Origin of the sequence: Paenibacillus sp. S-12, from assembly GCF_030363895.1 — a bacterium.
Taxonomy (GTDB): domain Bacteria; phylum Bacillota; class Bacilli; order Paenibacillales; family Paenibacillaceae; genus Paenibacillus_B; species Paenibacillus_B alvei.
In genome coordinates, this window is record NZ_JASIUF010000011.1 from 107,813 (window position 1) to 128,783 (window position 20,971).

At 43.1% G+C, this 20,971-nt stretch carries 19 protein-coding genes; 2 read left to right on the top strand and 17 right to left on the bottom strand.

Going from position 1 to position 20,971, the window contains the following annotated elements:
* Nucleotides 1-333: 333 nt before the first annotated feature.
* From NO352_RS10475 to NO352_RS10500, 6 genes are all read right to left on the bottom strand, one after another.
* Nucleotides 334-1,740 carry a sensor histidine kinase gene (locus NO352_RS10475; protein ID WP_289355586.1) on the bottom strand — a complete coding sequence of 469 codons (1,407 nt, stop codon included), beginning with the start codon at nt 1,738-1,740 and terminating at the stop codon, nt 334-336.
* Nucleotides 1,737-2,444, bottom strand: coding sequence for a response regulator transcription factor (locus tag NO352_RS10480; RefSeq protein ID WP_289355587.1), 708 nt, complete (start codon nt 2,442-2,444; stop codon nt 1,737-1,739). The genes NO352_RS10475 and NO352_RS10480 overlap by 4 nt, the downstream gene beginning before the upstream one ends.
* A gap of 497 nt (nt 2,445-2,941) precedes the next feature.
* Nucleotides 2,942-3,175 carry a glycine zipper domain-containing protein gene (locus NO352_RS10485; RefSeq protein WP_005550699.1) on the bottom strand — a complete coding sequence of 78 codons (234 nt, stop codon included), beginning with the start codon at nt 3,173-3,175 and terminating at the stop codon, nt 2,942-2,944.
* A gap of 214 nt (nt 3,176-3,389) precedes the next feature.
* Nucleotides 3,390-4,013: a LysE/ArgO family amino acid transporter gene (locus tag NO352_RS10490; RefSeq protein WP_268620656.1), complete on the bottom strand. Its 624-nt coding sequence runs from the start codon at nt 4,011-4,013 to the stop codon at nt 3,390-3,392.
* 31 nt (nt 4,014-4,044) lie between these two features.
* Complete coding sequence (locus tag NO352_RS10495; protein WP_289355697.1) at nt 4,045-5,043, bottom strand: fatty acid desaturase family protein; 999 nt, start codon at nt 5,041-5,043, stop codon at nt 4,045-4,047.
* A gap of 409 nt (nt 5,044-5,452) precedes the next feature.
* Entirely contained in the window at nt 5,453-5,689 is a 237-nt protein-coding gene (locus tag NO352_RS10500) for a hypothetical protein (RefSeq protein ID WP_289355588.1), read from the bottom strand.
* 265 nt (nt 5,690-5,954) lie between these two features.
* On the opposite strand from NO352_RS10500, the gene NO352_RS10505 reads away from it, so the two are divergent.
* Nucleotides 5,955-6,707 carry a polysaccharide deacetylase family protein gene (locus NO352_RS10505; protein WP_289355589.1) on the top strand — a complete coding sequence of 251 codons (753 nt, stop codon included), beginning with the start codon at nt 5,955-5,957 and terminating at the stop codon, nt 6,705-6,707.
* A 125-nt stretch (nt 6,708-6,832) separates the two neighbouring features.
* On the opposite strand, the gene NO352_RS10510 is transcribed toward NO352_RS10505, so the two are convergent.
* The 10 genes from NO352_RS10510 to NO352_RS10555 form a co-directional block, all read right to left on the bottom strand.
* The gene (locus NO352_RS10510) at nt 6,833-7,537 is read right to left on the bottom strand and encodes a stalk domain-containing protein (RefSeq protein ID WP_268599888.1); all 705 of its coding nucleotides are present in this window, start codon (nt 7,535-7,537) and stop codon (nt 6,833-6,835) included.
* A 27-nt stretch (nt 7,538-7,564) separates the two neighbouring features.
* On the bottom strand, nt 7,565-8,728 hold the full coding sequence (locus NO352_RS10515; protein WP_289355590.1) for an LpqB family beta-propeller domain-containing protein: 1,164 nt from the start codon (nt 8,726-8,728) through the stop codon (nt 7,565-7,567).
* A gap of 201 nt (nt 8,729-8,929) precedes the next feature.
* Nucleotides 8,930-10,468 carry a sensor histidine kinase gene (locus NO352_RS10520; RefSeq protein WP_289355591.1) on the bottom strand — a complete coding sequence of 513 codons (1,539 nt, stop codon included), beginning with the start codon at nt 10,466-10,468 and terminating at the stop codon, nt 8,930-8,932.
* Nucleotides 10,465-11,157, bottom strand: coding sequence for a response regulator transcription factor (locus NO352_RS10525; protein ID WP_005550689.1), 693 nt, complete (start codon nt 11,155-11,157; stop codon nt 10,465-10,467). Before NO352_RS10525 ends, NO352_RS10520 begins: the two co-directional genes overlap by 4 nt.
* A gap of 315 nt (nt 11,158-11,472) precedes the next feature.
* Entirely contained in the window at nt 11,473-11,973 is a 501-nt protein-coding gene (locus NO352_RS10530; RefSeq protein WP_262866720.1) for a DUF4358 domain-containing protein, read from the bottom strand.
* 15 nt (nt 11,974-11,988) lie between these two features.
* Nucleotides 11,989-13,137, bottom strand: coding sequence for a DHHW family protein (locus NO352_RS10535; RefSeq protein ID WP_289355592.1), 1,149 nt, complete (start codon nt 13,135-13,137; stop codon nt 11,989-11,991).
* Nucleotides 13,138-13,177: 40 nt separating this feature from the next.
* The gene (locus NO352_RS10540) at nt 13,178-14,584 is read right to left on the bottom strand and encodes an MBOAT family O-acyltransferase (RefSeq protein WP_289355699.1); all 1,407 of its coding nucleotides are present in this window, start codon (nt 14,582-14,584) and stop codon (nt 13,178-13,180) included.
* Nucleotides 14,585-14,614: 30 nt separating this feature from the next.
* The gene (locus NO352_RS10545; RefSeq protein ID WP_268620670.1) at nt 14,615-15,322 is read right to left on the bottom strand and encodes a GDSL-type esterase/lipase family protein; all 708 of its coding nucleotides are present in this window, start codon (nt 15,320-15,322) and stop codon (nt 14,615-14,617) included.
* Between the two features lie 195 nt (nt 15,323-15,517).
* Nucleotides 15,518-17,320, bottom strand: coding sequence for a sensor histidine kinase (locus tag NO352_RS10550; protein WP_268620671.1), 1,803 nt, complete (start codon nt 17,318-17,320; stop codon nt 15,518-15,520).
* Nucleotides 17,317-17,994: a response regulator transcription factor gene (locus tag NO352_RS10555; protein WP_289355593.1), complete on the bottom strand. Its 678-nt coding sequence runs from the start codon at nt 17,992-17,994 to the stop codon at nt 17,317-17,319. The genes NO352_RS10550 and NO352_RS10555 overlap by 4 nt, the downstream gene beginning before the upstream one ends.
* 171 nt (nt 17,995-18,165) lie before the next feature.
* Here NO352_RS10555 and NO352_RS10560 point away from each other — a divergent pair, with 171 nt between their 5' ends.
* On the top strand, nt 18,166-18,447 hold the full coding sequence (locus tag NO352_RS10560; protein ID WP_289355594.1) for a hypothetical protein: 282 nt from the start codon (nt 18,166-18,168) through the stop codon (nt 18,445-18,447).
* A gap of 163 nt (nt 18,448-18,610) precedes the next feature.
* On the opposite strand, the gene gshAB is transcribed toward NO352_RS10560, so the two are convergent.
* Nucleotides 18,611-20,950 (bottom strand): bifunctional glutamate--cysteine ligase GshA/glutathione synthetase GshB, encoded by a 2,340-nt coding sequence (gshAB, locus tag NO352_RS10565; RefSeq protein WP_289355595.1) that lies wholly within the window; start codon nt 20,948-20,950, stop codon nt 18,611-18,613.
* Between the last annotated feature and the right edge of the window lie 21 nt (nt 20,951-20,971).

The following is a 20,971-nucleotide window of genomic DNA, read 5'->3' on the forward strand; positions in this document are numbered from 1 at the left end:
CAAGCGTTAATCACTTATCCAAAAGTAAATTGTCTGATGAATTACTTTCATCATACTCTTCAAATATGTTGAAATTGTGTAGATTGGCGTAGATCCAAAAAAAAGTGACTCCTCATTGAAGTCACTTTCTATTTCGCTTATGCTTTTTTAATCGAAGTATTCGGCAAATGAGATAAATGAGAAAACCTAAGACAACGATCCCTAGGCATGTCTTCAGTTTGAAATAATCCATTCTACTTATGAAAGTATCTCCTTGATAATACATAGCCGACACGGTTAAACACACCAGTCCAATCGTCACAAAGAATGCGGCAATCAACCAGTCGACTTTTTTCATATCGACCCCTCCTGTATCGTCGGGAGAGCAAATTGAACCGTAAAACAAGTACCAATCCCCTTCTTACTGGTAACCTGAATGTTCCCACCCTGCAGCTCCACTAATTTCTTCACAATGGATAGTCCGAGCCCTGTACCGCCAGTTTGCCGTGATCTGGACTTCTCTGCTCGATAGAAACGTTCAAAAATGTACGGAAGCTCCTCCTCTGGAATACCAATGCCTGAATCCTTTATGGAAACAGAAACCGTATCATGCGTGTAACTCGTATGGATTCGAATCGTACCCTGTTCCGTATAACGTATCGCATTTTCCAATAGATTGATCATGATCTGTTCCATTCGCATTCCATCCCCGCGGATTAGCGGAATTGAATCCGTAAGATGAACAACCAGTGCTAGTCCTTTTTCCTTTGCTTTTAAAGTTACTCTATTTACGACCTGATTTATCATGTCATTTATATCGACCCACTCGATGACAAGATTGACCTTACCTTCTTCCATCTTCGAAAGTTCAAACAGATCGTCGACCAGATGCTGGAGGCGAACACCTTCTTGATAAATGATGTCTAGATAACGGTCCTTCTCTTCTTCTGTCTGATACAAATGGTTTTTTACCACATTGGCATATCCTTTAAGGTGCGTGATCGGAGTTCGGAGTTCGTGAGAAATGTTGGCGAAAAATTCTTGCCGCGTATCTCGATATCGCTGTAAGTCGTTTGCTAAATTATTGATCGCCTCCGCTAGATCACCAATTTCATCTTTTTGTTGAATCTCTAATCGTGTTTCTAACTCTCCAACGGCAATTCTCTTTGTCGCTTGTTGCATAAGAATGAGCGGTCGGGAAAAGAGTTGAGCCATTACCCAAGTTATACCGATGGCAAGTAAAAAGGCTCCTACTCCTGAAAGGAGCAGCAGATTTTGCACAGCAGCAAGAGACTTATCCATACTTAGGGTGGAGGCCATTACATAAATTGCTGAAGATACTTGATTATCGTGATAGATCGGTTGTCCAATCACGACATAACGATTGCCTAATGGATCTTGGTGTTCTAAGTTAATGGAATTTCCAGAGAAGATCTTCTTAATATCTTCTGGATGGATAAACGATCGGTCTGAAGCACTGTGTTCACCTGTATGAAGAGTTATTTCGCCTTTAGAATTGATATAAAACATACTCACATTTGAAAAATCTGCGAAGGTCATGATCATTTCCTCTGAGGGAGACTTCGTTGTTTCTGCCATCGAGATGAAATGAGAGGTCATCTCTGCAACCTCCGTTCTCATTTCCGAATGATAAAAGTTAGAGAACATCTGATAGATACTTACGCCCAAAAAAGAGATGACGATAAAGAATACTGAAATGATGATTAAACCAAGTTTCACCCCAATTCGATTTTTCCTCATCTCGATACCCCTTGGGCTGTAAATTTGTATCCTACCCCCCACACGGTTTCAATGGGGTTGTAGCCAAGACCTGCGTGTTGCAGTTTTTCTCGGATATTTTTTATATGGGTATCAACAGCACGAGTGTCACCGGTGTATTCATAACCCCATAATCGTTCAACTAACTCTTCTCGTGGAAAAGACCGTTGCGTATTTTTCGCTAGATACAGAAACAAATCAAACTCTTTGGGCGTAAAATCAATCCTTTGTTCATGAATATAAACTTCGCGAGCTTCTGCGTTTATTTTTAGATTATGAAATTCCATAATTGTATGCTGAATCTTCTGCGATTGGTTGATCATAGAACGCCTTAACAAGGAAAAAACACGCGCCACTAACTCTTCGGGTTCAAAAGGCTTTGTTACGTAATCATCAGCTCCAATCCCGAGTCCATGAACTTTATCCTTTGTATCAGAGCGAGCCGTGAGCATGAGGATAGGTATTGTTTCGTTCTCACGTATTGCTTTACAAACCTGCCAACCTTCCATTCCTGGCATCATGACATCCAAAATGACAAGATCAAATTTACTCTGCTTCATGATGGACAACGCCTCGTAACCAGATGAGGCTTCCTTAACTTCAAAGTCTTCCTTTAAGAGATAAATGCGCAGCAAATTACGCATATTCCATTCATCATCTACGACAAGCACCCGAATTTTTGACATATTGCTCACCCGCTTCTTCAATCCTAATTCAAATGTTAACGTTATAAACTTTTCATTTCAAGATAAGAGCGCACTCTCTTGCAAAAATCGCCTTTGTTTGATATTTTTCTCCTTATCTTTCAAAAAATAAATTTCCATCTTTATTTTGTCCATTGCTCGTCATTTGAAGACTGCTCTGTTGCAATGTCTGTGTTCATGAACTCTGCCTATACTAACCAGCATTACAATCATCATCAGTGGACATTTCCCCTCCTATCCGCTTTTCTATCTGCATTTTAAACCCATATTGTGTAGAAACCATGTTGAAGTCTTGAAATTTAATGTTTCCATACTGAAAAGGTAAAAGCTCCTGAAGGTATATACCCACAGGAGCTTATGACATAAAGAAAAATAACCCGCTTTTACACGATTTTGAGATGTCACTATGTTATGGTCATCCGACAAATCAGGGTGCAGAGTTTCCTCGGCGCCCTGATTTTCCTCACTAAAATATGGAGCTAGTCCTGTTTACCTTGTTCAGTTCCGTTGTTATTATCAACATTATCGCCTGCCTTGTTGCCCAACGATGCGCCTACGATACCTCCTACAACGGTACCAACAGGTCCCAAAGCGGAACCAACTACAGCACCTACGGCACCACCACTTACTGTTCCTACAGCCTCTCCAGTACCAATACCAGCCGTGTTCTGTTTAGAATCATCGTTTCGGTTACGGTCGTTGTGTTTAGCCATCTCGTTCACTCCTCATTTTGTAATGGGAAACGCTGCTTTTGCCTGCGTATCAAAACATAGCTTTCCCTAACTTTTTTAAATCGATTCACCGATGGGAGACGCATAACCAGTTGTCTTATTCATTTGACTATTGATCCAAAAAGAAAAAAACCGCTTTTACGCGGTTTGAAATGATGTCACTATGTACTGTCATACGACAACTACATGTAACCCCTCATGCCATCAATTGTTCAATCAGTTGCTTCAGTATGTATATCGCGACTGCCCAAATAATAATGGCTGAAATCTTATTGATATTACGGATTAACCTTCCATTGCTATCTAACTTTCCTACGACCTTCCCTGCAATCGCGAGCGCAAAAAACCAGCACCAAGATACAACGACACATGCAGCAGTAAATACAAGCTTTTCATTCCCCGTATAACTAAGTGAACTTGTGCCAATGACGCCTATCGTATCTAAGATCGCATGAGGATTTAGCAACGAGACAGATAGAGCAAATAATATCTGCTTCTTCGCACTTAATACATTCCCGTCTTGCTCCGTGTTAGGAGGCTCACTCTTCCAGACGGACCATCCCATATAGACTAGAAACACTAGCCCAGCACCAAAGAGAATAAGCTGCAGCCATGCAAGCTGCAACACAACGAGGGAGACGCCCAACACAGCCAGCAAGATAAGCAGGGTGTCACATAATGCGGCAGTTAGGATTACGGGTAATGCTCGTGACAATCTTTTCTGCAATGCGCCTTGATTAAAAACGAATACGTTTTGCGCCCCTAGTGGAATAATAAGTCCGAAAGCTAATGCAACGCCATGAAAAAATGCAACAGTCAAAGATCCTTCCTCCTATTGTTCTACTGAGATGCTATTCTATTCTTTTATTGCGGCCAAAGTGCCTTCCACAGATGTCTTCAATGGCGCTAAAGAAACCGGGAACAAATGATTTAAAAAATCCAGTGCAGTGATGTGCCTTTCTATATGCCTCGTCCTCCATTAGCAGCAGATGTGCTTTCTTCAAGTTGTAATGCGGTACTGCCGGAAACAGGTGATGAACAAGGTGGAAATTGTCGTGGTGTGGGTGAATCAAAAAACGTTCAATTGGATTGCCGAACGTGTTGCGGCTTGCATACAGTTCATTGTCTGTTTTCAGACCGGAATGCTCTGCCATCTCAGCCCAATATCGAAAGATCTGGAAGGTCGTTAGCAATGGCACAAACCAGAATAATAAGAGTTCTTTCCAAAAGCCGAAGTAAATACTACTTGCTATTATTGTAAGCCAATAAATTGATTTGGCAAGCTTTTCTGACCATGGTTCTTCCTTGGATAGGATGTTTACACGAATCGTTCCGTAAATATACTTGGGAACATGTGTTAAGGTTAAGGGCTTGAGGATGTGACGAAACAGAAATTGTTTGATACTGTCCTGGGGCTTATCCAGCCCGATTAACGCGTAGCGCTTCGTATCAGGGTCATGTTCTGGATCCCACAGGTACTTGTGATGCATGTAATGTGATTTGCAGTAAGTCGTGTAGGAAGTAAAGACGGGAAATGCTACAAAAAAGCAAGCCATCCACTTATTCAAATTGCGGTTCTCAAATAATAAAATATGACTGGCCTCGTGCATTAAGTTGTCGAAGGCCCTCATCCTACTGCCAATTAAGCAGAAACTAATCAAGTACATCCACCAACTTGGATAAGCTTTGGCCAAATAGATTCCTCCTGCAATAATGAGCCAGTCGTAACTAATTGCGAAAAAGTTATACCAATTGTTCCTCTTCTGCAGCTTTTGCACTTTCTTGCGAATCTCAGTTGAGAATATCGCCTTCTTCACGATATGTTTCTCGCTGCGTGCAGCCTCTTCCATCATTATGCCTCCTTCTTAGCTTTCTCTTCATCAACAAGGATGCTGTCTTATTAAAGAAGTAATGAAACTAAGCAACATATCTTGATGGGCAACGGGTTGAATTTTCAGATCACCTCCAATACAAGACTTCAATCTCCTTCATTCACACATTTATAATGGTAATTTCTGATCGATTTAACATCTATATACTACCTTATATGCAATGTCGTGTAAACCTTTGTTTAACAGAGAATCACTACTTTTATCTTCAAGGTAAGACGGTTTAAGATCATGTTGTGGAAACAATGATTCGTTCCGACGATGTGGAGTATCCATGAAGAAAATGATTAAGACCCTACCATGATTTGCACGATAGAGTCTAATAATGGGTTTCCTTATTCACAGCCGCAGCCTGGATGGTCTGAGCCAATTAATCGGTTAAACCCATTTCGTTCGCTTCAGGCAGCAGGCAATCGTTCGTCAGTCCCCCGATAATGGAGTCGCCTACGAACAAGCTGCTGCAGAACAAATCCTGAACGCTGCCCGCAGGCGCCTGTGTCGTAGCGAGCGGAGTCTGACCCTTGTCGTCGGCCGCGCCGCAGGCTACAAGTGTCCATAGAATCGCCGCTGACAGAATAATGCTTCCCCATCGTTGTACCCTTTTCATATGCAATATCTCCTTCTTGCAAGATACCCATATCATAGAATAGAAAAATCAATATTCGGTGCAGAGGAGATCCAATTCTGGATGCAGACGCTCTCCATATCGAGTGTTTTACTGATTTGATTCCGTCCCTTCGGATATTCTTGAAATGATTTATATCTTATCTGCATCTCTTCTACATCTCCATCTATTACTCTACTTATTGTTCATGTATGGGACATTCCCATTTTCATGTAAAATCATTTCATAATAAGGATGGAGTAGAAAAATGAGCATTTCAAGTCATGGTACTGGAAAAAGTAGAGCAAGAAAGGTGGCCTTAACTTTTTGCATTGTTCTTATAACTTCAATTAACTTGTTCTTTATATTAGGAAAATCAAATCCTATTACAATTGATGGATTGGCAAAAGAGAAAGTTGTTTATCTCACATTTGATGATGGACCTAGTCAATTAACTGGACAATTTCTAGATGTACTAAAAGAATACAATGTAAAAGCAACATTTTTTATGCAGGGCAATAACCTACAAACTACTAAATTTCAGGAGAATGTGAAGCGTGCAAGTAAAGAAGGACATTATATTGGAGCACATAGTATGACCCATAACCATAAGAAGCTGTATAATGACGGACAGTTTGTACCCGAAATGAGAGAGACACTATCACTTATTAAGGTGATTACCAATACAAATCCTAAGCTAGTAAGAGCACCTTACGGTTCCGTACCAGGACTAAAAAGTCAATATATAAGGGATCAAATCGTAGCGGCTGGCATAAAAGTTTGGGATTGGACTGTTGATTCACATGATTGGGAGTTGAAGGATAATCCGAATCAGATTATCGAAAATGTTAAAAAGCAGACAACTGAACAAGTAGAAGTGGTGCTGATGCATGAAAGAGCTCAAACCTTACAAGCACTTCCTGAAATCATTACATTTTATAAAGAGAAAGGATATAAATTCGGTGTATACAGCGATGCAAAACACTTCCGTCTAAATTTCCAGAAAGATAAACGTCTCTAATGTGAAATTTTGAATAGCCGTATTGTTTGCCTCACCTTTTATGTATCTAAGTGTGCCCGTTGATCGAGTTCCTTGTTTCGGGTTAAAAATCCCCCCTGATTTCAACTTCATCAGGGGGGATTTTGTTAATTATCAGTCAGTTTCGCTACACTAACAGCGACCTGTTCGATTTGACTGCTGCTCAGGGTCCCATCAGGGGAACTGATTGTCACCGTCCGGTCGTCCAGTTTGAAACCAAGCAACGGCGTTTTGGAAGGTGTATACCACTTGGCGCTGACGCCGTTGGACAGCTTTACCTCCTTGAATTTATAGTCGCTCGAATAATCACGTGGCGACACATTAACAGTCATATGCTTAAAAATCAAATTGACTCCATCGCTCGAAGCTACAGCTTTAACATAGCTGTCGGTTTTGGCCATTTGCTTTGGAGCATAGGCCGTTTCAAAGGATTCAAAATCAGCGTAAGCCTCTTTGATCGCCTTTATCTGTGCTTTATTGTAATTGATCGTTGTCCATTCTCCTGCTGGCTGGCTATCGCCGGTCTGCTTCGTTTTCAGCCGAATCTGCTGGCTGGCGGCATCGTACCCGACATTGATTCCAGTCATGTCGGAAATGGCCCGCACAGGCAAATACGTCGTATTTTGATAGGTGATCGGCACCAGCTTATTGCCATTACTATCTGTTAAAGATTGATCGCTTCCGTTTACTTGAAAGGTAATGCCGTGATTGAGATAAACGTTGATCTTCTCCAGCTTGCTTCCGGCATATACACCAGCGGCTCCCGATAAAGTCATTCCCAATACGATAGCGGACAGAAGTGTTTTTTTCACAATGAATCTCTCCTTTATTGAACAAATTCACATTTTGAAATCGACAATATGGGTTACGGTAAGCTTTTCTTTGTCATTCACGGTGATACCCAGTCTGGAGCCGGAAGGGTTCCAGCTTAACGGATATGCCGGGTAGTACGTCAACCCTAGCGGCGATACCTTGCCGGAGACTGTATCAAAAATATAGACACCATTCATGCCGCCCTTATCTTCGGTATAAACCGCGAAGGCCAGCTTGGAGGAATCGGGAGACCAGGATGGGTAGGTCAGCACATCACCTTTCCCAATTAGCAAACCTTGTACATGACCACCCGTATCGTAGATGAGCAGACGAGATTCTTCCTTCCCACTGCTTCCTGCCGTGGAGACGGCAATCCGCTGACTGTCGGGAGACAGGCTCAACGTGGAGACATCCGCCGCAAGCAGGGTTGGCTTAGATTGTGTAGGGGCGAAGCTTTTCAGACGGCTTTTGGCATCTGTGTAATAAATCTTCCCGTTACCCACAGCAAATTCGGTGAAAATCTCGATTTCGGGATCCTGCAGATCGATCTTTTTCCGGGTACCATCCACGGATATGTTCCATATCTCGCCTCGGCCCTCCATCGAGCCGGCGGCAAGAATATAGGAGTCATTATTGAGCCAGCCGCCTACTTCCATATAATTGTCGACCGCGACTTCACGCTGCTCCCCTGTATCCATATTTTTGATCGCATTCACGGCCTCATATTTATTCTTCCAAGTCTGAATGAAGCTATATTTCCCATCAGGTGATCGAAATGATTTGATGACCTCATCCTGACCCGCTCCTGTCTGTTCCTTGATGCTCTGCCGCTCTCCTGTCTCTAGATCATATCGGAACCGGTGGTAGCTATATTGCGCTTCTTTCGCAGCGGTGACCTGCTTCTCCAACGTGGTTACCTGGATATCCAGTTCATGGTCTGACAGCCATTTCTCTATATTAGCGCCATCAATCCGGTGTATGCGCTGAACGGCAATTCCCTGCTCAGCGGGCGGTTTGCTCTCCTTGACGACTGTCAGTTCACGTTTTCCTCCTCCCTCTCCGGCGCTGGTTTGGCCTATTGTAACCGGCGTGCTGATCTTCTGCTCTGCGTTACAGCCGAATAAGATGCCGGATGACAGGAAAGTCGCGGCAAGCAGTCCGGCGCTGTATATTCCTTTGTTGATCTTCATCGGGGTCCTCCTGCTCAATAATGTTATTCAGACCCAGGTCGCTTGATCCAGTTGTTGTCTCCTTCCGAACCAACCGGCTGCAAGCTCCCCCATGCCCTTAGAATAGCGAGACAATATTGCGCAAACATATCTGGCTTGTAACGAACTTGTAAACAATTCAGAAAGCTGAACGCTTAACCATTGTGAAGAGCCCGGATGATTTCATTCATTCCGGGCTTCGCCTTTGTATGGGTGTATAGATTGAACTTTTAAACCAGGAGCATGTAGTGGAAGCTCAACCCTGAACCGCGAACCGCCCGATCCCGTCTCGGCAAGCTGCACCGTTCCCCCTTGCTTCTCAGCCAGATTGCGAACCAGCGCTAACCCAAGTCCTGTTCCGCCACTGGTTCTTGATCGGTCTCTACTGACTGTATAGAAAGGATCGAAAATGCGGGATACAGCTTCCTCTGGAATGCCGATTCCTGTATCGGCAACCTCGATGATCATCCGATGTGCTCCGTCTGCTGACGCTACAGGGTAGTTTAGCAGGTGAATTTGTCCGCCTGGTCGGTTATATTTCACCGCATTGTCCAGCAAATTTAGCATGATATGCATTACGTTCTCCGGATCGGCCCACACCTCACCTGCAGCAAGCGAAGTATGGATCGTAACCCTGCAGATGTCCGCCTTTCCTTGCAGCTGGGCCACAGCTTCCTCCAGCAATGGCTGCAGCGACACCGCCATCGCATGTGTCTCAAACTCGTAAACATCCATCGCTGACAGCTGCAGCGCCTTCTCTACAAGACTGTACAGCCTCTGTGCCTCCTTATGGATGCGCCTTCCGGCATCATCCAACAGGGCAGGATCATCGCTGTACATATTCAATAGGTCGGCGTACGCGATAATCGAGGTTAACGGTGTCTTCAGCTCATGGCTGATATTGCCGATGAACTGCTTCTGCTGCTGCTCCAGTTCTCGCAGTCTCCCCACCGTTTCTAGCAGCTTCTGCTTTTCTTCATGCAGAGCACCGACTGACGTGGAGATGCTCCTGCTCATCTCATAGATTCCTTGTGCAAGCTCCCCCAGCTCATCCTTTCTGACTACCGAAGGACCCGATAGATAATCGCCTTGCCCAATTTGCGATGCCGCCTTGTTCATTTTGTCAATGACATTGACCTGCCGCCGGACATACACGTAACCAATGAGAAAACCGACACCCAGCACGACGCCTCCGGCAACTAGAAACAACTGGCGAATTTGAGCGTAAAACGTATTTTGCTCGGTGAGCAAAGCATGAAACTGCACCGTGCCAAGATGCTGCTCGGCATTGTACAGGGGAGCCAGAAACAATAGCTGATCCCCTTCGGTAATGTACGCCGACTGCCCCTGTGTTGTAATTTGCAGCGCATCCTGCACATCGGCCTGTGGATGAAACGGCAGCGAGGTGCCGGCAATGGAGCCATCCACCGTATACAGAGTCACCGCCATGCCGCTTTGTGCGCCCAAATCAACGGCCAGCCGTTGACCCATCTGCTGCATAAACTGATTCGGCGGCATCCTGTCTTCGGTCAGATATTCTTCCCGCACGCGCAGATTAGCAGCTTCTACCTGGCGGGTAAAAGACTGCTCAAGCATGGTTCGCTGGTTCTCCCGGATGCCGCTCAGCACCAGCACGCTCAGGCAGGTCACGACAAAAACCAGCAGCAGGGCGAGCAGCAAAGACATTTTCCCCTTTAGGCCCAGTCGAAATTTTCCGGTCATCTAGGGTGACCCGTGCTTTTATAGCCGATTCCGTACACGGTCTGAATAAGTCCATGGTGAGTGCCCAGCTTTTTGCGCAGCCGCTGTACATGGATGTCTACGGTGCGGGTGCCGCCCGCAAAATCCATATCCCATACCTTCTCCAGCAGCATTTCCCGTGAATAGACTCGACCCGGATTGCGCATCAGCAAGACCAGCAGATCAAATTCCTTAGGCGTTAAATCCAGCAGTTCTCCTTCGATAGATACCGTGCGGCTGAACATCTCTGCGGTTAAATCCCCCAATCTCAGCACATCCTGTTGCTGCTCCTGCTGCATTTGTTGTACATAACCTCCCCGGCGTGATAGAGCCTTGACTCTGGCCAACAGCTCCCGCATATCAAAAGGCTTGGTCATGTAATCGTCAGCACCCAGCTCCAGCCCCAGCACTTTATCGACAATATCATTCTTGACAGTCAGCAGCAGAATCGCAGGCCGCGGCTGTCCATCCAGCTTGCGGCATACGTCATAACCGCTTACACGAGGCATCATGACATCGAGCACCATAACTTCGGGCGAGAACGTCTCCACCTTTTCCAGCGCCTCCTGACCGTCGGCTGCTGTCTCCACCTCATAACCTTCCCTGCTCAGCGCGTACACTAAGGCCGCCTGGATGCTGCTCTCGTCATCGACCACAAGTACTTTGATCATGGACATCTCCACTAATTTATTTATGGTTAGCTCAACAATCTATTTTTGACGTTATGAGTTCTTATGGAATATAATACCTATTTGATGGTAACATAAGTTTGCTGCTAAGTGTACAAGAAAACCATAGCGGCGATGTACGATATGTTTTATTACCCTTCCGATATAATCAGTCCTTCTATACAAAAAGAAAAAGCCTTCTATACAAAAAGCTGCACCAGAAAAATGTTCTGATGCAGCCGATAACCATATAAATCTTGTACATATGACATGTTTGATGCTTTCCCGGGATAGGCCGAATCGTTCAGTAACCTATTTTTACTTTAATGCTTCGTCAAATGCCTTTTCGATCTGCTCAGCATCAGCTGAGACCGCAAACAGAACATAGTGAGATTTCACCTTTAGTACGTGTTTTTCAAGAAGAGCATATTCATCAGGGCGATAATCCTTAAATTTAACTGCTTGAGCGTCGATTCTTCGTGCAATACTTGCCTTGACACTATCTATCTGACTTTCATCCTTCACTTTAATGACAACAATTTCATCCGCTCTGACGTTAGAAGAAGCAGTATATACCAAGAAGTCCTCAACTTGTTCTGTACCAAGGTCGTACAGCTTCTTCAGCTTATGCGCGTCCCCTTTTTTCAGCTTATCGAACTTGACCGATTGTTTCATCTGATCCTCTATCTTGGCAGCAGACACATTAATGTCTGACTGCTCCGAAGCACATCCTACTAATGCGCTAATTGCAAAGATGAATAGGAGTAATGCAAAGAAACGTTTATTTCTAGCAATATGATGATAAAAGTTCATGGGCATGATCCCGCTCCTTCCTTACCCTTCTTCGTTCGCTATATAATTGATCGATGGATCTTCAATGAATGTATTCATGTTATACAGAATCAACATGTCATGGATTTGATGCTGTTTCGCAAGCGCAGCAACATCTCCTTCATCATATCGAAGGTCAACCATATAAATTTCACTGAAATGCGATGTTAAAAAAGGTACGAAGCTGTTCGCATAGGAATCCTTGACCACCAGCAGCTTCTTTCCTTCGTGATTACTTGTTTTAATCTGAATCATAGAATGATTGCCGTTAAAAAATACGGTGTACTTGTCCTTCTTCTTCACATTGTCCATCGCATACATCGAATTCGTGGACTGTTCCTCTTCGACATAATCGACGGTTACCTTCCCTTCGTGCTTCGGTACATACAAATCTATGCTGTCCGGGTGCAAATTCCTAAATCCGCTCTTTGAATATAAGGAACCATAGAAATCGGATGTTACCGTCTGTATATCGAATTCCTCTTCCTTCACCGGCTTGAACCCCATCCAATTGCTTAGCTGCTGGTACGCATAGTAAGCACCCTTACTTGTCCAATGATGATCGGTTTTATAATAGATCGGTTCATTCTGATGCAAAGAGAGCACTGGGTATACATCAACATAGCGAATCCCTGGATTCAAAGAAGTTTTTACGGTATGAAGAGCGTCCAGCTCTCGATTCTCAGATACGTATGTAGGGAGCTTGCTTTGCAGCACACTAACAGCGGTCGGAGCAAGGATTACATACTTATTAAGGTCAGGCGTCGAAGAATGGAAAGCATTGATCGATTGAATTTTCTCTTCGAGCTCTTTTTTATTTATTTCAGCGAATTTCTGAATTAAATAGCCGTCTTTACCAAGATACACACCGTTACTTTCTTTTTTACCTATCGCTTGATCCGCATTTGACTTTACACCGACCCATACATCTCTAACTACGAATTGATCCGTCATAAACTTCTCAAAGTTGGATGTGAACTTCCCCGAAATAAAGCTGTGAAATGAAAACGTCGGTAACTGCTCAAGCTTCCGATTTTCTTCCTCTGAGAATTCCCGCTTCGGCAGGATCAGGTTGAGTATGAAAATAAGGCCGATTAGTGAAAGAAACAATACAGCGATAACAGACTGAGACAACTTGTCATAACGATTCAAGTGAAATCACCTCCTTAGTAAGATGTGATGTACCATTTTCTTAAAATCTAAAGTACAAGAAGGGATTATACGTGTCATTGACCAAATAGGCTGTAGAGAGTAACAGGAATAGAACATAAACGATTGGCGATAAAATTGCGCTCCCTAATGGGTATCTTTTTTTCAGTGCTGACAACATCTTCCTCGGCAACGGCGTAGCTGCTAGCATTGCAAGCAGCAATACAACTAGATTCGTCGACAAATAATAATAAGTGTTGTTATCAGCATAATGGTATGTGCTGAAGCCAAACATAGCTTCTAGAAATGAGATGGCTGCCGATAAACCATCTAGATCAAAGAATACCCATCCCACCATGACTATGAGAAGTGTATATAAATTCCCCATTACGCGAGGGAGATGCATCAACCATTTATGCAGGAACAGCTTCTCAATCGCAATAAAGCATCCGAAATAAAGACCCCATATGATGAAATTCCAGCTTGCACCATGCCACAATCCGGTCAGGAACCATACAACAAATAAATTGCGGAACTGCTTCACGCCCCTTACCCTGTTCCCGCCTAGAGGAATGTATACGTACTCCCGGAACCAAGAACCTAGTGATATGTGCCATCTACGCCAAAACTCTGAGACACTGGTTGAAATATACGGATAATTGAAATTCTTTGTGAGCTCAAAACCGAACATTTTGCCAAGGCCGCGCGCCATATCTGAATATCCACTGAAGTCGAAATAGATTTGCAGGCTAAAGGCAAGAATGCCGATCCAAGAAGATGCTACGGTTAAGTCAGACGCAGGTGATGCTTTGATGCTTGACCAGAGCATGCCGATATGATTCGCAAGCAGCACCTTTTTTGCAAGGCCTCTAACGAACAATTGTGTGCCTTCCCCAAATCGCGATAATGGAATCTTTCGCAGTATAAGTTGTTTCGCAACATCACCGTATGCAACGATAGGCCCTGCAACAAGCTGCGGGAACATCGTCACATAGGTGCCGAAAGCGATCAGATTTTTCTGAACGGTAACCTTATCTCGATACACGTCGATAATATAAGACATGGTTTGGAATGTGTAAAAGGAAATGCCTACAGGGAGCGGGAGTGTCGTTACTTCTACATGCAAGCCAAACAGCGAATTGAGATTCTCAACCAGAAATCCGTAATATTTAAAGAAACCGAGAATCCCAAGATTTCCGACAAGGGAACAGACCAACAATGCTCTAGCTGTACTTTTTCGATACCGATATTTATCAATAAGCAACCCATACCCATAATCGATTACAGTTGAAAAGATCATGAGAAAGATGTAAACAGGTTCTCCCCATGCATAGAACACTAAGCTTGCTACAATCAAAATTACATTTCGCAGTTGATTCGGTGCTATAAAATAGATGAGAAGGGTCATCGGCAAAAACAGGTACAAAAAAATCAGACTGCTAAATACCAACACTCGTCGACCTCCTTCATGCGAAGCGTATTACAGTTCGCCTTTCAGAAAGTCGAGCAGAAGCGGATAAAATTCAGCTTTGAAATGAATGCCGTCCTCCTCATAGAGAGCTGGATTCTGCTCAGCAATAGAGGATACATCTACAAACTTCACTTGTTTTTTGCCAGCCAGTTCTTTCAACATTTGATTGTAAGCGGCAATATTGGAGTACCGCGGCTCTTCTTTTAATGCTTTCTCTGTTACCGGGGTTACCGACAATATCGTTATTTTGGTTGAAGGGAGCTTCTCTTTGATCTGGTCGAGCAGCAAGCCATATTGTTGAATCGCGAACTGCAACGGATTATCCGTTGGCCAGAGGATGTCATCTGAGCCGAGAGCGATAAATAAATGCTCAGGATTTCTCTCGACCAGCTTGGCCACGTCATTGTCTTTTACCGCGAAGAAGGCTGTTTTGCCGGCCTCTCCAAATACATTCCTGATGTCTAAAACATCATGAAACATAAACCCTTCTGTAATGGAATCGCCAAAGAATACACTTTTTTTGAACAACGATTTCAATTCATCATTTTCATTCATTGATGTTGCGGCTTCTTTTAGCGTTGTTGCGTCTTTGTTCGTTGAGGTTTCTGTATCAACTGCCATCGAAGATGTTCCGCCATTTTGATTTGCACAAGCAGTTAGGGAAATAACAAGCATCCCTGCCAGCAGTATCGTTTTCCATGTGTTCAACATTATCATCTTCCTCTCCTGTGACTCACTTTTTTATCCATTGATGTATGTGTTGTCTTACCTCATAACAATGGATAGTTTAATGTGGAGAGATGCAGATAAAGTGCAGAAGAGATTGATTTGAAATAAAATAAGAGCAGTTCTTGATGTTGACAAGAACTGCTCCTGGATACCGAATCTGAATTGGTTTGGCTTATGGCTTTTTTAGAAGTTGCTTTTCTTGAGGTAGAAAAAGAACAGAACACCATCTGTTGTATTGCGTGCACCGTAATTAACCTCATGTAGTTCCAATATTTTTTTGGAAATGGCTAGCCCAAGGCCAGTTCCTCCAGTAGAACGATGGCGGGAAGCTTCTCCCCGATAAAAGCGATCCCATATTTTCTCGATTTTCTCTGACGGTATATGGACACCTGTATTTTCAATACATACCTTCACCGATTCCTGTTCCTCATTCATGGAAATATGAATGGAATGCCCCTCTGGAGTGTAGCGTATCGCATTATTGATAAAGTTGACGATGACTTGACCGATGAGGAGCTGATTGGCCACGACTTCGATCGGAGCAAGGGATACATGTAAGTTCAATTGCTTTTTTGCGATTTCTGCAGAGAGCTTCTTACACGATTCATCAATGACTGTATCGATACGGAATGTGTCCAGTTGTATTTTATAGGTACCTGATTCATATTTCGCTAATTTCAACATGTCCACGATGAGAAGATCCATTCTCTTCACTTCACTCTCCATCGCAGCAAAGTAGTAATCCTTCTTGTGATTCGCTACCCCATCTTTCAATATCGACAGACAGCTCTGGATGACACTCAGAGGGGTTTTCAATTCATGTGACACACCGGAAATGAATTCCTTGCGTGTATGCTCCAACTGCTTTTCCTTTTCAATGTCATGCTGAAGCTTTTGGATGTAGGAATGCAACTTGTCCGATAGCTCATTAATATTGCGGGAGAGAGCCCCGATCTCATCCTTTGACGTAATCGGAAGCTTTTCAGAGAAATCCAGCTCCGTTATTTTCTTGGTCATTTGATTGATTCGCAATAAAGGTCTGGCGATACCTTTGGAATAATAGAATGAGGCCAGCAATATAAGCACCAGAACGAATACAATGAGATAAACATAATAATCCTGGATCATCTGCACGGCTTCATCAACTGGCTGCAGGGAGGTCATTGCAAATAGATATGCGTCCTTCCCCTCTTTGTCTTTTATAGGCATAACAAACTGTTTATATTTGATCTCATTCTCTTCGTACGCACCCTCTAATGCAGCGGTTGCCGCTTCTACATTCTTCAATAGCAATTCTGCTTGAAATGCTCTGATTCGGTCTAAGAACAGATGGTTCGAATAAATGAATCGTATAGGTTCATTTTTTGCAGGAAGTGTCGTTTTCGTTATGGTACCGGTTAAGTAAAGACTGGGGAATTTCTCATTATTCCAATCTTCTTCATTTCCATTTGGAAAGAGCTCATGTTCTTTGTTTGCAATTTGATTATTCTCCCACGTAAGTGCGAAGTTATATATGCTCATTCGATAAGGAATAACTTCTATCCCTTTTCTAAGGACTTGAATTACGGCGTCGGTCCCTTTTCGTAGAAATTCATGTCCTTGTCGGATTCCCTGAAAATCATTAAAGCTATATAAAGGGATTGTGATGGTTTTGGCAGCGAAATCCCCACCACTAACGCCATTTATTTTCACTTCGATCGAGTCATCATTGCTTTCTTTTATATTGCCGAGTTGATCCAGTACAGTTACCCATGTATTATGCTCTCGATAAAATTCCTGTTCCAGCCGCTGTATCTCTACCGTGTGATTGTCTGGGTTAGCATAGTTTTGAGCGAATGCTTCAAGGCTTGCTTTCACATTCTCTACCTTTTGATGGACATAATATTTCTTGAAAAATACGGTTTGGCCAAAATAAATGATGGCGAGGATAAGCAAACATAGCGCTGTTGTTAACACAAATAATTTGAATACGATCCCTTTTTTCATGTTATCTCCTCAAATTTATAGCCAGACCGAACAACCGTAACGATGCAATCAGATTTGTCCCCTAGTTTTTGACGCAAATTCCGTATATGACTGTTGATCGTCCGTTCATCGCCTTCATAGTCATAACCCCATATTTTCGTTATCAATTGTTCGCGCGTGATAATAATCCCTTTGTGCTTCATTAAGTACGCAAGTATTTCAAATTCAGTATGAGTCAAGCTGCAGCTAACTCCATCTACTGTAACCGTACGAGACTGCACATAGACTGAAATGCCGCTGCTAGTGATCATTTCGTTGTCCATTTCTTGCATTTGTCGGTTTTCTAGCAATCGCTTCGCTCGTGCGAGTAAGATTGGAGGGCTGTAAGGCTTGGTAACGTAGTCGTCTGTCCCCAGTTCAAACCCGAGCAGTGTATCGTCCTCATCTACGCGAGCGGTCAGCATAATAATAGGGACATTTGAAATTTTTCGAATCCGACGACATACAGACCAACCATCTAATTCTGGCAGCATAATATCAAGAATAAGCAGATCCACGTTATTTTCCTGAAATATTTGTAATGCTGCTTTGCCATCCCCTGCTTCTAGAACGTTATATCCTTCGTTGCTAAAATAGTCTTTCATAATTTCCCGCAATATATGCTCGTCTTCGACGATTAGAATGGTTTTTGTCATGTTTTATACCTCGTTGATTGTTGTAAAGTGAATGCTAGCTGATCATACAAGAAGTTTAACCAGGATCAAGTATATTTTTCAACTGCTTAGTCAGGGGAATGCATAATGCAGGGACAGAAAAACAATGATAACTGTGATTGAATACCATTTATGAGAAGGGGATTTTTCACCATGCATTCAGATTTCGAAAACGCATTTGCACGCATTCACCTGTTGTATCATGCGAATCAACATGCACTTGCACCTGAGGAGATCCAACCTGAAATGAACAGCCACGGCTATCAATGTAGTCCACAGCAAGTAAAACAAGAGCTGGATCATCTGACGAGCGAAGGTTATCTAACGATTACAGGCTCCCTATACGATATTACATTAAGAGGAAAAGATGAACTTCGAAGCGTTCAACAACATCTGGAGACATTATATCAAGAAGTCGCAAAGCGTAAAGTATAAGCAGCTTCTTATATCATCAAAACCAATCTTCCATACGGTTTGTAATAACCGGGCAGAAGATTGGTTTGAATCCATTAACCACTAGGTACCCACTACCCATAGTTTTTTATTTTTACTTACAAAGAAAAAAACCGATCGCTATAAGCAGATCGGCTATTCATAATTAGTTTGCCACTTCTCCAAACAGCAAGTCGAGAATTTTCCCATCCGCCTTACGGTTTTTCCCCTTGTATGGATAGCAGTGGATATGAATGGCTGGGTTAAAGTTGATCTCAATAATACTGTAATTGGAATCGGATGCTTCAATTATAATATCATCAATCATCATGTCTACTCCACATAAAGTAGCCCCTGCGGCCTTTGCTGATTCAATGGCTAATCTCTTATAACTTTCTGGAATTTCATCGGTATAGTCAAGACTATCTCCACCTGTACTGATATTGGAGTTTTCCCGTAAATAGACAACTTGACCTAAGGAAGGGATCTCACTCCATTGATGGTTATGATTCTTTAAGTACATGGTTTCTGCTTCGCCTAGCTGTATTTTCTCTAAAGGCGTCTTATAACCGCGACCCCGTAGCGGATCTTTATTCTTTTCATGGACGAGCTGCTCAATCGTGTGAACTCCATCACCCACGACATTCGCCGGTACGCGATGCAGTATCCCTACAACTTCATCGCCCATGACTAGGAATCGATACTCCTTACCTGTCATGAATTCTTCAAGCAGAACCGTCTGATCGTGTTTAAACGCCATCTCGAATGCTTTTTGGTAGTCCTCTTTCGTGAACGAACGATTAAATATGGTGATACCTAACCCAAAGTTGGTGGACTTCGGTTTAATGACGATAGCTTTGTCACGGTACGTTTCATAGGCAGCCAATGCCTCTTCCTGACTACGGAAGGCATCCCCATTCGGTACTCGAATGCCACGCTCTTTTAGAACTTCTTTCGTCACAATTTTATTCTCCATGATCAATACCGTACTGTAGGAATCAAGCGATGTCTTGGTAGCCTGCTTTACATATTCCTTGTGATCTCCCTTAGTAAGCAGAACGAAATTCTCGTCTCGGTCGATTAATTTGAACGTAATCCCACGTTTCATAGCTGCCTTTAGAAGCAATTGAGTCGATAATTCTAAATCTTCATATCCAACAAAACGGTACCCACTCTTCTCGCTCTCTTCGGCATACACTTTGGCTTTAGCCAGATGATATTTCATATAAGTGGATTTCTGAATGTCCGACTTAATCCTGTAGGCAAAGCACAACTCGGGATAAAGGATTTTTTGCATCTCCCCATCTAGGATTTGGATCAACTCTTCCCCGTCAGGATTCAAAAGCCGCACCATTTCTTGCATCTCACGGATACAAGCAAGTGCCATCTCCTTCATCGTGCTGCGGGAGCCCCTAGAATCATATAAGTTCCCTTCCATGCCTCCCGTGATCACCTGATCATGATTGAGATCCGCCATCTTCTGGTCTTCCGTACCGAAAGGCTCATCTTCTTTGAGCAGCATAAAGAGAATGAATAGGTGGATAACATACATCGTATCTTTACTAATCCCAATCTTATGTAGTGGATTGAGATCAATCAAGCGCAGCTCTAAATAAGCTACTCCGTCTTCTACAAGTTCTTGCAAAGGATTCAACCCTTTGGCTGTTTTCAAGCGAACGGGGCTGTAGAATTCCTTTGCATTTAGCAATTCGCCCTGCCGAATTAACCTGTTCAAATCCCGAACGTAGTCATGTGTTGAATCAAAGGATACATAGAACGGTTTTTCATTCCGATAGCCACATACACTATTTCGCAGCGAATTCATATTCGGGAAGTAGTAGCTCTTGTTATCATCTGAATGGCCTAATGACACACACTTGTCGATATAGGTCTTATCAAAGACTGGACTTGCCCCTGTTAAATAGATGAGCAACCAACGGTACCGAAGCAGGTTGCGTGCGATCTTAAAATAAATTGCATCCTTGAAGTCCTTGTAGGCTTCACCTTGCCCTAGCGTTTCATGCAACTTTCGTAAGAGCCGTTCATCAAACGAGAAATTATAATGGATTCCACTTAGCAGTTGTCTTTTGCGACCATACTTATCTGCTAATTCATGTCGGTATTCATCCGCAACAGGATCATTTACCTTAGCAATAGGAATCTCTTTTTCATCAGGTAAGATTGGAGGATTACTGCTTGGCCACAAGTACTCCCCATCAAGCTCTAATGACACAATATCATGGATAGCTTCCATGAATCGATAGGTCTCTTCAATCGAGTCAAAAGATGGGGTAATCATCTCGATCTGACTCTCTGAAAAGTCGGTTTGGATATAGGGATTCTCCGTTTTACTTCCAAACGTCTTAGGATGTGGGGTTAGCGCCAATTTACCTTCATGATCTACCCTAACATTCTCTTTCTCTAAGCCAAATTGACCTCGAAACAAGTCCATATTTAATGATTTATCGACGATTTGTTGTATGATATCACGATGTAGCAAATTCACATGTTGAACCTTCCTTCATTC

Excerpts from the sequence above, each read along its gene's own strand:
- NO352_RS10485 (WP_005550699.1), bottom strand. The coding sequence starts at position 3,175 with ATGGCTAAACACAACGACCGTAACCGAAACGATGATTCTAAACAGAAC.
- NO352_RS10500 (WP_289355588.1), bottom strand. The coding sequence starts at position 5,689 with ATGAAAAGGGTACAACGATGGGGAAGCATTATTCTGTCAGCGGCGATT.
- NO352_RS10560 (WP_289355594.1), top strand. The coding sequence starts at position 18,166 with ATGCATTCAGATTTCGAAAACGCATTTGCACGCATTCACCTGTTGTAT.
- NO352_RS10515 (WP_289355590.1), bottom strand. The coding sequence starts at position 8,728 with ATGAAGATCAACAAAGGAATATACAGCGCCGGACTGCTTGCCGCGACT.
- NO352_RS10525 (WP_005550689.1), bottom strand. The coding sequence starts at position 11,157 with ATGATCAAAGTACTTGTGGTCGATGACGAGAGCAGCATCCAGGCGGCC.
- NO352_RS10480 (WP_289355587.1), bottom strand. The coding sequence starts at position 2,444 with ATGTCAAAAATTCGGGTGCTTGTCGTAGATGATGAATGGAATATGCGT.
- NO352_RS10550 (WP_268620671.1), bottom strand. The coding sequence starts at position 17,320 with ATGAAAAAAGGGATCGTATTCAAATTATTTGTGTTAACAACAGCGCTA.
- NO352_RS10475 (WP_289355586.1), bottom strand. The coding sequence starts at position 1,740 with ATGAGGAAAAATCGAATTGGGGTGAAACTTGGTTTAATCATCATTTCA.
- NO352_RS10555 (WP_289355593.1), bottom strand. The coding sequence starts at position 17,994 with ATGACAAAAACCATTCTAATCGTCGAAGACGAGCATATATTGCGGGAA.
- NO352_RS10505 (WP_289355589.1), top strand. The coding sequence starts at position 5,955 with ATGAGCATTTCAAGTCATGGTACTGGAAAAAGTAGAGCAAGAAAGGTG.
- NO352_RS10495 (WP_289355697.1), bottom strand. The coding sequence starts at position 5,043 with ATGGAAGAGGCTGCACGCAGCGAGAAACATATCGTGAAGAAGGCGATA.
- NO352_RS10545 (WP_268620670.1), bottom strand. The coding sequence starts at position 15,322 with ATGATAATGTTGAACACATGGAAAACGATACTGCTGGCAGGGATGCTT.
- NO352_RS10530 (WP_262866720.1), bottom strand. The coding sequence starts at position 11,973 with ATGCCCATGAACTTTTATCATCATATTGCTAGAAATAAACGTTTCTTT.
- NO352_RS10520 (WP_289355591.1), bottom strand. The coding sequence starts at position 10,468 with ATGACCGGAAAATTTCGACTGGGCCTAAAGGGGAAAATGTCTTTGCTG.